The following is a 13,123-nucleotide window of genomic DNA, read 5'->3' on the forward strand; positions in this document are numbered from 1 at the left end:
CGGGCTATTCGAGTCTAATACTGGCTACGCTTGTGCCGGCCGGAACCATGGGAAATACGTTTTCTTCCTTTTCGACAATCACTTCGAGCAGATACGGCTTGTCGGAGTTGAGGAGCGTGTCGAGCGACGCAGACAGGTCCTCGCGGTGATTGCACGTATGCCCATCGATACCGAAGCCTTTGGCGATGGTAATGAAGTCAGGGTTCTGCAATTCCACAAACGAGTATCGGCGTTCGTAGAACAACTGCTGCCATTGACGTACCATGCCGAGGTAGTTGTTGTTGAGGATAATCGCTTTAACCGGCAGTTTGCTTTGGGCAATGGTCCCCAGTTCCTGAATGGTCATCTGGAAGCAGCCGTCGCCGATGATCGCGATAACTTCACGGCTTGGATCACCGACTTTGGCACCAAAGGCTGCAGGAAGGGCGAAACCCATTGTGCCGAGGCCGCCTGACGTAATGAGGCTATTCGGACGTTTATACTGGTAGTAGGCAGAGGCCATCATCTGGTGCTGACCAACGTCGGCAACCAGTACCGCTTCACCATTGGTTTTTTTAGACAGCAAGTCGATCACCTCTGGCATCTTGATCTTTTCTGTCGTTGGTGCCAGGGCCGGGCGCTTTACCTTCTCTTCTTCAATGGCGTCGTACTTCCGGAATTCGTTTCGCCAAACGGTGTGGTCGTTAGGCTGTACCAGTGGAATCAGGCGGTTCAATACCTCTCTGGCATCTCCAATCACCGGGGCATCTGCCTTGATAATCTTATCAATTTCGGCCGGATCGATCTCAATGTGAACCACTTTAGCCTGGGGAGCAAACAAGGTGGCGTTGCCCGTTACCCGGTCGTCGAAACGCATACCGATCCCAATCAGTACGTCGCATTCATTGGTCATGACGTTCGGGCCATAGTTGCCGTGCATACCGAGCCAACCGGCATACAGCGGATGGTCGGCGGGGAAAGCCGACTGACCAAGCAGCGTAGTCGCAACAGGTATGCCTGTTTTTTCGGCGAATGCCAGTAATTCTTTTTCGGCTTTGGCGATCAGCACACCATGCCCGACCAGCATATACGGCTTTTTGGCGTTGTTGATGAGCTCAGCAGCTTTTTCTACCTGATCCTGCTTTGGAATCAGGCGCGGGCGGTAACTGACGAGCGTCTGGCAGCACTGATACTGAAACGGCTTGGTCATCAGTTCCTGTTGCGCATTCTTCGTAATGTCAATGACCACTGGCCCCGGCCGTCCCGACTGCGCAATGTAAAACGCTTTGGAAATGATTTCCGGAATCTCGTCGGCGTTCGTAACCTGGTAGTTCCACTTGGAAATCGGCATGGTAACGCCAATCACATCGGTCTCCTGAAAGGCATCGGTACCTAACAGGCTTTTACCAACCTGACCAATCAGGCACACCATCGGTGTTGAGTCGATCAGTGCATCGGCAATGCCCGTTACCAGATTGGTAGCACCCGGGCCTGACGTAACCAGGCAGACCCCCGCCCGGCCGGTGATGCGGGCATACCCTTCTGCTGCGTGGGCTGCTCCCTGCTCGTGCCGTACGAGAATATGGTGCAACTGATCCTGAAAGTCGTAAAGCGCATCATACACAGGCATGATGGCACCGCCTGGATAGCCAAAAATTGTGTCAACACCCTCTGCGACGAGCGACCGCATGAGCGCTTCCGAACCGGTGATCAGCTTCACCTCTTCCGTTATCGTTTCTTTCTCTGGTACGACGCTAACCGTTTCCATGGAGCTATGCGTTTAAATAGTATCGTTCTGTGTTTACTGCTACCCATACGGGGCTAGACTTCATCTGTCACACACCCTTCACTGGCCGGCTTCACGTCACGGATGTACTTGCCGAGCATTCCCCTTGTAAACCGAGGTTCGGGCTTCGTCCACTGACTCCGGCGCTCGGCCAGTTCTTCGTCTGATACGTGCAAGGTGATGTTTCGGGAAACGGCGTCGAGTGTAATGCGATCACCGTCTTTAACGAGTGCAATTGGGCCGCCTTCATGAGCTTCAGGCGTGATATGCCCTACTACAAAGCCGTGTGTACCTCCCGAAAAACGGCCGTCGGTAATCAAGGCTACTTTGTCGCCCAATCCGGCACCCATGATGGCGGAGGTAGGCTTCAGCATTTCGGCCATGCCCGGTCCGCCTTTCGGCCCTGCGTTTCGAATTACAATAACCTGTCCGGGCAGGATTTCGCCTTTAGCCAGCGCATCGATAATCTCGCCTTCGTGTTCGCAAACTTTGGCAGTACCCTCAAATCGTTCGCCTTCTTTACCTGTGATTTTAGCAACGCCACCCTCAGGAGCGAGATTGCCGTACAAAATCTGAATGTGCCCTGTTTTTTTGATGGCCTGCGACAGCGGGAAGACAATCTTTTGCGCATCGAAATCCAGATCAGGAGCCTCGGCCAGATTTTCGGCAACGGTTTTGCCCGTAACAGTCAGGCAATCGCCGTGGATCATGCCCTGCTGGTATAGGTATTTCATTACCGCCGGAACACCACCAATAGCCAGCATGTCTTCCATGTAATATTTACCGCTGGGTTTCAGGTCGGCCAATAAAGGCACTCGGTCGCTGATTGCCTGAATATCGTCAAGGGTTAAGGAGATACCGGCGGTTCGGGCAATAGCCAGGTAGTGCAATACTGCATTGGTTGAACCGCCCAGGGCCATAACGATTGTTAGTGCGTTTTCGAGCGATTCGCGGCTGATGATTTCTTTCGGAGTGATGTTGCGTTCGAGCAACACTTTCATAGCCGCCCCAATTTTTTTGCATTCCTGCTGCTTTCCCTCGTGAGTAGCCGGGTAGCTGCTGCTAAAAGGAAGGCTTAAGCCCATAGCTTCAATGGACGAAGCCATCGTATTAGCGGTGTACATACCCCCGCAAGCACCTGCGCCCGGAATAGAATTCTGAATGACGCCTTTGTAGTCTTCGTCTGATATGTTGTTGGCGAGTTTTTTGCCAAGGGCTTCAAATGCCGAAACAATGTCTAGTTTCTGTCCTTTGTAGTGTCCTGACCGGATGGTGCCGCCGTATACCATGATGCTTGGCCGGTCGAGCCGCGCCATTGCCATGATGGCTCCGGGCATGTTTTTATCGCAGCCAACCACGGTCACTACGCCGTCGTACCATTGTGCTGATACGACCGTTTCTATGGAGTCGGCAATCAGGTCGCGGCTGGGGAGCGAATAACGCATACCGTCATTACCGTTCGTCATGCCGTCGGAAACACCAATTGTATTGAAAATTAAACCGACCATGTCATTCGCCTGAATGCCCTGCTTCACATAGACCGATAAGCCGTTGAGATGCATGTTACAGGTATTTCCCTCGTAGCCTGTGCTGGCAATGCCAATTTGCGGTTTTTGCATATCCGCTTCCGTCAGACCAACGCCATAAAGCATGGCCTGTGCAGCCGGATTGCTGACTTCCTGGGTCAATGTGCGGCTAAAGCGGTTCAACTGAACGGTGGTGGCTTCTTGATTCATATTTAGCGAAATTTCGCTGTTGGCGTAATAACGCTTCAAAGAAAAGAGACCTTTTTCATTTATGCAAGAATTTTTGGGTTAATTGTAGCTTAGCTGACAGGGGCTTACCTTTGGCATATGATTACGGAAACTACTTCTCACTACGATCATTTAGAAACAATGTCGGTAGGTGAGCTACTGACAAACATTAATAAGGAAGACCAGACGGTTCCATTGTCGGTTGAGAAAGCGATACCTCAGATTGAAGCACTAGTCACCCAAATCGTGGCGCGGATGAAAGAAGGCGGACGGCTCTTTTACATTGGTGCCGGTACGAGTGGTCGGCTAGGTATTGTCGATGCATCGGAGTGCCCTCCTACCTACGGTGTGCCACACGATCTGGTAATTGGCCTGATTGCCGGTGGCGATGGAGCTATTCGGAAAGCCGTGGAATTTGCCGAAGATGACCCGGAGCAGGCCTGGAAAGATTTGCAGGTTTACCATATAGAAGCACTTGATACGGTTATTGGTATTGCTGCCTCGGGCCGAACGCCTTATGTAATCGGTGGTTTGAATCAGGCTCGGGCAGCCGGCTGCCTCACCGGCTGTATTGTCTGCAATCCTGGTTCGGCCGTAGCTCAGGCGGCTGAGTTTCCGGTTGAGGTGGTCGTTGGGCCAGAGTTCGTGACAGGCAGCACCCGCATGAAGGCGGGTACGGCCCAGAAGCTGGTGCTGAATATGATCTCGACGTCAGTTATGATCCAGCTTGGCCGGGTTAAAGGGAACAAAATGGTCGACATGCAACTGACGAACATCAAGCTACAGGACCGGGCCGCGAAGATGGTGATGAGCGAACTGGGTGTCAGCCGCGAAAAAGCTGAAGAACTGCTGGCTAAATACGGCAACGTGCGGGGCGCGATTGAGGCTCAGCAGTAGACAAGGCGAGTGTCTGCTTTAAGATCTAATGACGGGGCTGGTTTGGTATCAGCCGTTTTCCGTGAGCTATTCCTAAACCCACATGAATTACAAAGCCCTTTTGCCGGCTGCCTGGATAGCCATTGCAACCGCCGGTGCTCAGTCATTACCCGAAATTAAAGTCAGCAGTAATCAGCGCTATCTACAAACGGCCGACGGTAAGCCATTTTTTTGGCTTGGTGATACAGACTGGGAGCTATTCCATCGCCTGAATCGGGAAGAAACCGACGCTTTTCTGGAAACCCGCCGAAAGCAGGGCTTCAACGTCATTCAGGCGGTGGCTTTAGCCGAATTTGACGGTGTCCGTACGCCAAACCGGTATGGAGATCTGCCCCTCGTAAATGAAGACCCTACAAAACTTGCCATCACACCCGGCGCTGATCCTAAAGATCCCGCCCAGTACGATTACTGGGACCACGTGGACTACGTTGTGCAGACGGCCAGCCGGAAAGGCCTTTACATCGGTCTGTTGCCCACGTGGGGCGATAAGCTGACTCGCGACTGGGGCGCGGGGCCGGTCATTTTTACGCCGGAAAATGCTCGAGTTTATGGCCGGACGTTAGGCCAGCGATACGGACGGTATAATGTGATCTGGATTTTGGGAGGGGATCGCCCGGCCATTTACAAGGGCCGCAAGGAAAACAAAGATAAAGAGTTCGATGACCGGCCCATCTGGCGGGCGATGGCAGAGGGCATTGTAGAGGGTGTTGGGCATGATCCGTTTATTACGTACCACCCGCCCGGTGGACCAAATTCAACTTCACAATACGTTCACAATGAGCCCTGGCTTGACATGAATGCGTTTCAGTCTGGTCATGGCTCGCGGGAAATTAAGGCCTGGGATTTGGTTACGCGGGATTTGGCGCTGGAGCCACAGAAACCAACGCTGGATATGGAGCCTTGTTACGAAGATCATCCCGTAAATCCGTGGGATGGTAAGTGGACCCGGCAGCGCGGTTACTTCTCTGCCTACGACGTCCGGGCCCGGACGTATCGCGGTGTCTTTGCCGGGGCCTGTGGAGTGACGTATGGTCACCATCAGATCTGGCAATTTGTGAATAAAGACCTGTATCCACCAATCAACATTGGCGATACGCTCATTCCCTGGCCACAAGCCTCCAATGCAGAGGCCGCCAACCAGATGCAGTATTTGAAGCGACTCATGCTGTCTCGCCCTTATACTTCGCGCATTGGCGATCAGCGTATAATTACATCAGCGGCCGGAACATCATATATCGATCGTATCGAAGCGACCCGCGACACCGACGGATCGTATATAATGGTCTACTTGCCGCAGAACCAGCCGGTCAGTCTGTCTCTTGAAAAGTTATCTGGAAATCAGCTACGTGTCTGGTGGTATAACCCGCGTACCGGAAAGGCCACTGCGGGTGAGACAATGAAAAAAGCGGCTACACACTCATTTACGCCACCATCAAATGGAAAAGACTGGGTGCTGGTTGTAGACGATGCGTCGAAGAAGTATAAAGCGCCGGGCCAGCTTTAGGCAACTCGTACATTACGGCCTAAGGGCTGCAACTGACCGCATCTGGCCAGTGTATGAGCCGTTTCAGTCATACATCGAATGGGCGAGTAGCAGCTAATGTCAGGGGTGGCTTTTACCGGCATAAAAGGGCTGTTTTTATGGTCCAGTACCAGATGCCAGCCTATGTGCTTCGGATCAGGAAAGAAATGAAAAACGTAATCGTGGATGCGTTTAAACCATTTGGGACATTCGGGGTGGCGGGTGTGAAAATAGCCTTTTGTCAAGGCCGACAGTGCTTCCAGATGTACCCAGGCCCATTTTTGTCGCCAGTCAGTGAAGGGTAGCGGCTGTCCTTTGTAATCGACGTACTGAAAAAAACCACCGGTCGGCTCATCCCAGGCCTGCTCGCACATCCACAAAGCCCACGTAACTGTTTGCATGGCCAGCTTACGGTTCGGTAGCTGATCGCATAGATCGAGCAGTACGTTCACGGCCCGAAACGTCAGGCCTGTATTTAGCCGCCTGCCTTCAGGCGTATTTACAAACGCACCTTCAGGCAGGATGTACTCCCGCAGCGTGTCGGTACGTCGGTCCAGAAACTCGCGAAGCAGTTCCAGCAAAAGGGCTTCAACGGCTTCTTTCCAGGTTTCTTCGCTCAGGAGCGGTTGCATGGCCAATAAAGCTGTCAGCACAGTGATTGGCTCACTCAGATGCCGTAGCTGCCGAAATCCGCCCAAATCTTTTACCTGATCGAACCGAGTGGTAGCTCGTCGGTGAAGGAGCGTCCGAAACGTTTGCTGTGCCAGCATGGACCATTCATCTTCGCCCGTGGCCTGGTAGAGTTGCACATACGCCATCACGGCGAAGCTATCGGGAACTACATCCGGGGCCGGAGCGACCGGACGGCCCCGGCGGTCGAGGATAGCGTAGCAGTCGAGATGTTCGTCGTGAGCGAACTGGCTGAGGAATGCAGCACCGTATCGGGCGTGGTCGAGCCAGGCCGATTGGCCATCCAGTTTGGTATACAACCAGGCAAAAGCCCAGGCCTGCTGGGCCTGGCTAGCTACGTATTTGTCGGTTTCAACGGCTTCGCCCGTCGTTGTCAATATATCAAAATACCCTCCGCATAGCTCATCCCGGCTGTGTTTCAGCCAGAACGGCACGATCTGCCGCAGGAGAGCCTGCTGGTAATCGGCGGAAAGCTTTTGAAAATCGAGCATAACTGATAAATATAGAACGAGGCTGCCGCAGATTACCGCATTGGCGGGCCGACGAATGTACACAGATAAAAATCTGGGTTCATCAGCGTAATCTGCAACAACCTCGTTTCGGCAAAATTAATACGCTCGCTCAACTTCGCGTTCCCGTTGCGAGTCACGCTCTTCGGGGAACACAAATTTCATGGGCTTGCCAACCTGGCCCGGTAATAAGGCAGTCTCAAGTACCTGGTCCACCGTGTCAACGTAGTGAAACGTCAGGTCCTTGATGTAGGTCTGGTTGATTTCCTCGATATCCTTACGGTTTTTGGAGCAAAGGATAATCTCTTTGATACCAGCTCGGTTAGCCGCCAGAATCTTTTCTTTGATGCCACCAACGGGAAGTACCTTACCCCGCAATGTAACCTCACCGGTCATGGCCAGATACGGACGTACCCGGCGCTGCGTATAGATCGACGCCATTGAGGTCAGCATCGTAATACCCGCCGAGGGACCATCTTTCGGAACCGCGCCAGCCGGAATGTGGATGTGCAGGTCGTAATGGTTGAAGATTCGATAGTCAATGCCCAGATCGTCGGCATGTGCTTTCAGATACGAAAGCGCTGTGATCGCCGACTCCTTCATTACGTCGCCTAATTGTCCGGAAAGCGTTAAGGTGCCTTTGCCGCGGCTCAGGCTGGATTCTATAAGCAGAATTTCACCACCTACCTGTGTCCAGGCCAGTCCCGTTACAATACCGGCAATGTCGTCGTCGGCGTATAACTCCTTGTCAAAGATTTCGGCACCAAGCATCTTCGGAATATCGGCAGCTTTGACCACGTGATTGTATTCTTCCTCCATGGCAATGGATTTGGCTACCTTCCGAACCAGTGCGCCAATTTTCTGCTCCAGATTCCGAACACCCGATTCGCGGGTATAGCCCTCGATGATTCGCAGAATCGCTTTATCTTCGATCTGTAGGTCTTTAGTCTTCAACCCGTGGTCTTTCCGCTGCTTCGGAATGAGGTATTTCTTCGCAATCTGAACTTTCTCCTCAACCGTGTAGCCGGCAATGTCGATGATTTCCATCCGGTCGCGCAGGGCAGGGTGGATCGTATCGAGTGTATTGGCCGTAGCAACGAACAACACCCGCGACAGGTCGAACTCCGTTTCCAGATAGTTATCCATAAACGTGGAGTTCTGTTCCGGGTCGAGTACTTCCAGCAGCGCCGACGACGGGTCGCCCCGGAAGTCAGAGCTTACCTTGTCAATCTCGTCAAGAATGAAGACTGGGTTGGCCGAGCCGCACTTCCGGATGTTCTGAATAACCTTGCCCGGCATGGCACCAATGTAGGTTTTCCGGTGACCACGTATTTCGGCTTCGTCGTGAACACCACCCAGTGCCATGCGGCTGTATTTCCGTCCCAAGGCTTTCGCAATTGACCGGCCAAGCGACGTTTTACCGACACCCGGAGGGCCATACAGGCACAAAATCGGGGCCTTCATGTCGTTTTTGAGCTTCAGTACGGCCAGGTACTCGATGATGCGCTCTTTCACCTTTTCCAGGCCAAAGTGGTCGGCATCCAGAATCTTTTGTGCCCGCTTCAGGTCGAAGTTGTCCTTGGTATATTCGTTCCAGGGCAAATCAACCATCAGCTCGATGTAGTTCATCGTTACCGGGTATTCCGGTGCCATTGGGTTGATGCGCTGAAGCTTATTTAACTCTTTATCGAAATGCGCCCGGACATCTGCCGACCACCGTTTCTGATCGGCCCGCATCCGAAGTTCTTCAAGGTCGCGGTCGGGACTGTCCATCCCGAGTTCGTCCTGGAGTACTTTCATCTGCTGACGAAGGTAATAATCGCGCTGCTGCTGGTCGAGGTCCGAGCTGGCTTTCGATTGAATCTCGCGTTTCAGTTCAAGGAGCTGGACTTCGCGGAGCATATATTCGAGCAGGAGCTGCGCCTGCTGGCTACCTTCCAGCGTTTCGAGCAACCGTTGCTTGTCGGCTACTTCCGCATTGATATTCGACGACAGGAAGTGAAGCAGAAACGTAGGACTTTCGATATTGTCCAGCGCAATACGGGCTTCCTGAGGAATTTCCGGGTTTAAGCGCAGAATCTTATACGCTGCATCTTTTAACGACTGAAGCAGTGCTTTCCCTTCTTTCTTATTAACATTCGGGAAGGCATCATCGATCTGACGCACCTGTGCCGTCATAAAGGGCTCTTCCTGAACAATCTGCTGAACTTCGAACCGCTTTTTACCCTGAATAATAATGGTAATATTACCGTCGGGCAGCGTAATCATCTTGATGATATAAGCTACTGTACCCAACCGGTACAAATCATCGGCCGTTGGTTCATCTTTCTGCTGATTCAGTTGTGCAACGACGCCAATTATGCGATTGCCCTTGTATGCTTTTTTTACCAACCGGATTGACTTCTGACGACCAACAGTTACCGGAATGACCATGCCCGGGAAAAGCACGGTGTTTCGAACCGGCAGAATAGGCAGGTTAGTTGGTAACTCGTAATCATCGTCAAGGCCTTCGGGTGACCCCAGCGGCACAATTTCCAGGTTGTCCGAGTCAAAATCGGCCAGCAATAAGCGGGCTGTTAAATCTTTATCTGAAATCATATAGTGACTGCCAAACTGACAGCTATCAATTCATTTGTCGGTGTCCTAATGCAAAAACCAGTATACGAAGTGTTTACAAGGGTCGTGCCAGAATGGGCAATGCTGACGTAATGCCAGCGTCAATGCACAATACACAAAATAACTAAAACAAATGGGTTATCATTTATAAAATTTACTTTCAGAGAGAAATTGGTTGTATGGGTTGGTTTTTACGAAAAACAAAGGTTTTTTTCTGACCTGAGTATTGAATATTGACCATGTTAACCTGATCATCAAACAGTTCCATTAGTATATCCTGCTTCATCTGGCCGCCCTGGAAAGCTTCGGCATAAGGCATTTGTAAGTATACCCAGCATGCATCGGCTTCAAGCTCATATCCCACGTATTCAGTGGGTTTGCGTTGTCGGTCGGAAGTTACATAAGCAAAATGAGCTCTGACATACTTTTCTATTAACGGGTCAAATTTGTCATTGGCCGAGAGGTGTATTTTTTGACCACTTTCCTTAGCGAGCGCCGTTTCAAGATCGTCCGTAAAGAGACGGATGCTAATTTCAAATGCCTTCTCCTTTGGATTGAACTGCATTTGAGTAACACTGGCATGAAAATCATGCAAACGCAGTGGCCGGGCACCCAACAGGCAGCCGGCCACTACGAACAAAAGAACGATTACAACACTTCGTTTAACCAAGTCCTTAGAAAACGGCTTTGAATACGTCGTTAAAAATAGCAAAGGCCATCAGTCCCAGCAAAATAACCATCCCTACGCGTTGTGCTGCTTCGAGGAAACGGTCTGATGGCTTCCGGCCCGATACGATCTCATACATGAGGATGGTAGCATGACCACCGTCAAGAGCCGGAATGGGTAACGCATTCATAAATGCCAGGGCCATAGAGAGCAGACCCGTTACGGTCCAGAACCGATCCCATACCCAAATACCACCAAACAGGTTTTGAGCGATGCCAATCGGACCGCTCAGAGCTTTTGAAGCGGATACCTCACCCCGGAAAATCTTACCAAACCCTTTGATGTTGTCGAACACAACCTGGAAGGCGCGTTCAGTACCCACAACCAGCGCTTCTCCGAAAGTGTACTCCTGGGTTGTATATTTCAGTAATCCTTTTGGGTAGAAGCCGATCGTACCCGTTTCGGTCGTTGTTACGTTCAGCGTCAGCGACTGCCCGTTCCGGTTGATACCGAGCGTCAGGGGTTTATTAGGATAGGGCTTTACACTTTCAACGAACTCGTGGTAGAACCGGATAGGCTTTCCATTAACGCTGGTAATTACATCGCCTTCTCTCAGGCCTGCCTTGGCGGCCGGTTGATCGGGAACAAGTTCGCCAACTTTGAAGGGCTGGGCAATATCAATGAACTCACCGGCGCTTTTCCGATCGGCTAGTTTGTCGACCAGATTGTTGGGTATGTAGATGTCTTCCTGCTGACCATTACGCTCGATGGTGTAGTAACTATTGGTGCCCAGCAGTACGTCCGTACTTGTGATGTCGTTGAAACGTTCGTACGGTTTGCCGTTAATCTTAACGATTTTGTCACCCGTCCGCAGGCCAATTTCCTGAGCCAGTTTGCCGGCAACGATACCGTATTTAGCATCTTCGGCGGCAATGTATGTGTTTCCATTTTTGTAGGTCATGAAAACGAAGATCATGATACCCACAATGACATTGACGATGATACCACCCAGCATAACGATCAGCCGCTGCCAGGCGGGTTTAGCCCGAAACTCGTAGGGCTTTGGCTCGGCCTTCATTTGTTCGGTGTCGAGCGACTCGTCAATCATGCCCGAAATTTTCACAAAACCTCCCAGCGGGATAGCGCCTACTCCGTATTCCGTTTCGCCCCGTTTCGTACTCCAGATTTTAGGCGGAAACCCAATAAAATACTGCTCTACCCGCATGCCAAATGCCTTTGCCGCCAGTAAATGGCCCAGCTCATGCAGTCCTACCAGGATGGACAGACCCAGAATGAGCTGTCCCGCCATTATTAATACTTCCATGTATGTTTGAACTGTGATTAACTAACTTTCTTTCTGTCAATAATCTAGGAACGGCGTCTGAAAAAGCGGAGCAAAAACAAGCCTAGTGCAATGCCGATGATAAACCAGATCCAGTATTCCATGCGATATGAACGTTGAGTGAAGCCTCTATTGTCTAAACACTTAAACTAAACTTTTGATTCGCTCGGCGGCTACTCGCCGTGTTTCTTCGTCGGTCCGGACATAATCATCATAAACTGGCGCTTTGACAAAGCTTACCTTCGCCAGACAGGCTTCGATAACGTCCGAAATTTCCAGGAAGCCTATCGCATCGTGCAGAAACGCATCGACGGCTATTTCGTTTGCGGCATTAATGATACAAGGCGCATTTCCGCCCCGGTCCAATGCATCAAACGCTAACTGCAAATTGCGAAACGTATCGGTATCCGGCTGTTCAAATGTGAGGGACGGATAGTTGACGAAGTTAAAACGCGGAAAAGTAGAGGGCAAGCGGTTGGGGTAGCCCAGTGCAAACTGAATCGGTAGCCGCATATCGGGCAGGCCCATTTGCGCCTTCATGCTCCCATCCTCAAATTGTACGATGGAGTGAATGATGCTTTGCGGATGAACAATGACATCAATCTGATCCGGACGAAGCCCGAACAGCCACTTCGCTTCGATCACCTCCAGCCCCTTGTTCATCAACGTAGCCGAATCGATCGTGATTTTAGCCCCCATGTTCCAATTGGGGTGTTTGAGCGCCTGCTCCTTGGTAACACCGGCCAGAAACTCCCGCGACTTTCCCCGAAATGGGCCACCCGAAGCCGTTAGAATAATCTTTTCGATGGGGTTGTGAAACTCACCCACCAGACACTGGAAAATAGCCGAGTGCTCCGAATCAACGGGGTAAATGTTCACACCTTTCTGTTGGGCCAGGGCCGTGATCAACTCACCGGCCACTACCAGCGTTTCCTTGTTGGCTAAGGCAATCTGCTTGCCGGCTTCGATGGCTTTAATTGTTGGCAGCAGACCCGCATAGCCGACCATCGCCGTAAGGACGATGTCAATGTTGTCCATCTGCACGACCGATGCGATGGCATTGAGTCCGGCATATACTTTAATGTCTAGCGGATTTAGAGCGTCGAATACCTGATCGTAGCGGTCCTGATTGCAAATGACGACTACGTTAGGCTTCAGGTCAATGGCCTGTTGGATAAGCAGATCGGCATTGTTGTTAGTTGTCAGGACCTCAACCTGAAAGGTATCCGGGTGGGCTTTAATCACCTCAACGGCCTGCGTCCCGATGGAGCCAGTGGAGCCAAGGATGGCGATGTGGCGTTTAGAATGCTGCATTAAGTGTT

9 protein-coding genes are annotated in these 13,123 nt (G+C 51.5%); 2 read left to right on the top strand and 7 right to left on the bottom strand.

Annotated elements, in window-relative coordinates:
* Positions 1–4 precede the first annotated feature (4 nt).
* Together ilvB and ilvD are read right to left on the bottom strand one after the other, a co-directional pair.
* Positions 5–1,747, bottom strand: coding sequence for a biosynthetic-type acetolactate synthase large subunit (ilvB, locus tag BN8_RS27940; protein ID WP_009285310.1), 1,743 nt, complete (start codon positions 1,745–1,747; stop codon positions 5–7).
* A 53-nt stretch (positions 1,748–1,800) separates the two neighbouring features.
* A complete protein-coding gene (gene ilvD / locus BN8_RS27945; protein WP_009285311.1) occupies positions 1,801–3,501 on the bottom strand; it encodes a dihydroxy-acid dehydratase in 1,701 nt (566 codons plus the stop codon).
* A 117-nt stretch (positions 3,502–3,618) separates the two neighbouring features.
* Between ilvD and murQ the strand changes: the two genes are divergently transcribed.
* Together murQ and BN8_RS27955 are read left to right on the top strand one after the other, a co-directional pair.
* Entirely contained in the window at positions 3,619–4,416 is a 798-nt protein-coding gene (gene murQ / locus BN8_RS27950; protein WP_009285312.1) for an N-acetylmuramic acid 6-phosphate etherase, read from the top strand.
* An 82-nt stretch (positions 4,417–4,498) separates the two neighbouring features.
* Positions 4,499–5,959 (top strand): glycoside hydrolase family 140 protein, encoded by a 1,461-nt coding sequence (locus tag BN8_RS27955; protein ID WP_009285313.1) that lies wholly within the window; start codon positions 4,499–4,501, stop codon positions 5,957–5,959.
* Here the strand turns inward: BN8_RS27955 and BN8_RS27960 are convergent.
* The 5 genes from BN8_RS27960 to BN8_RS27980 all read right to left on the bottom strand — a co-directional run bounded on the left by BN8_RS27960 (position 5,956) and on the right by BN8_RS27980 (position 13,115).
* Positions 5,956–7,158: an AGE family epimerase/isomerase gene (locus BN8_RS27960; RefSeq protein ID WP_009285314.1), complete on the bottom strand. Its 1,203-nt coding sequence runs from the start codon at positions 7,156–7,158 to the stop codon at positions 5,956–5,958. The genes BN8_RS27955 and BN8_RS27960 overlap by 4 nt on opposite strands.
* Before the next feature lie 117 nt (positions 7,159–7,275).
* Positions 7,276–9,774: an endopeptidase La gene (gene lon, locus BN8_RS27965; RefSeq protein ID WP_009285315.1), complete on the bottom strand. Its 2,499-nt coding sequence runs from the start codon at positions 9,772–9,774 to the stop codon at positions 7,276–7,278.
* A 178-nt stretch (positions 9,775–9,952) separates the two neighbouring features.
* Positions 9,953–10,423: a DUF6702 family protein gene (locus BN8_RS27970; protein WP_229368371.1), complete on the bottom strand. Its 471-nt coding sequence runs from the start codon at positions 10,421–10,423 to the stop codon at positions 9,953–9,955.
* A 43-nt stretch (positions 10,424–10,466) separates the two neighbouring features.
* On the bottom strand, positions 10,467–11,783 hold the full coding sequence (rseP, locus tag BN8_RS27975) for an RIP metalloprotease RseP (RefSeq protein WP_009285317.1): 1,317 nt from the start codon (positions 11,781–11,783) through the stop codon (positions 10,467–10,469).
* A 162-nt stretch (positions 11,784–11,945) separates the two neighbouring features.
* Positions 11,946–13,115, bottom strand: a complete 1,170-nt coding sequence (locus BN8_RS27980) for a 1-deoxy-D-xylulose-5-phosphate reductoisomerase (RefSeq protein WP_009285318.1) — start codon at positions 13,113–13,115, stop codon at positions 11,946–11,948.
* Positions 13,116–13,123: the final 8 nt, after the last annotated feature.

This window comes from Fibrisoma limi BUZ 3, assembly GCF_000296815.2.
In the GTDB taxonomy this organism is placed as follows: Bacteria; Bacteroidota; Bacteroidia; order Cytophagales; family Spirosomataceae; genus Fibrisoma; species Fibrisoma limi.

What these genes read in the sequence shown, in the direction of transcription:
- rseP (WP_009285317.1), bottom strand. Translation starts at nt 11,783, where the DNA reads ATGGAAGTATTAATAATGGCGGGACAGCTCATTCTGGGTCTGTCCATC.
- BN8_RS27960 (WP_009285314.1), bottom strand. Translation starts at nt 7,158, where the DNA reads ATGCTCGATTTTCAAAAGCTTTCCGCCGATTACCAGCAGGCTCTCCTG.
- BN8_RS27980 (WP_009285318.1), bottom strand. Translation starts at nt 13,115, where the DNA reads ATGCAGCATTCTAAACGCCACATCGCCATCCTTGGCTCCACTGGCTCC.
- ilvD (WP_009285311.1), bottom strand. Translation starts at nt 3,501, where the DNA reads ATGAATCAAGAAGCCACCACCGTTCAGTTGAACCGCTTTAGCCGCACA.
- murQ (WP_009285312.1), top strand. Translation starts at nt 3,619, where the DNA reads ATGATTACGGAAACTACTTCTCACTACGATCATTTAGAAACAATGTCG.
- BN8_RS27955 (WP_009285313.1), top strand. Translation starts at nt 4,499, where the DNA reads ATGAATTACAAAGCCCTTTTGCCGGCTGCCTGGATAGCCATTGCAACC.
- lon (WP_009285315.1), bottom strand. Translation starts at nt 9,774, where the DNA reads ATGATTTCAGATAAAGATTTAACAGCCCGCTTATTGCTGGCCGATTTT.
- ilvB (WP_009285310.1), bottom strand. Translation starts at nt 1,747, where the DNA reads ATGGAAACGGTTAGCGTCGTACCAGAGAAAGAAACGATAACGGAAGAG.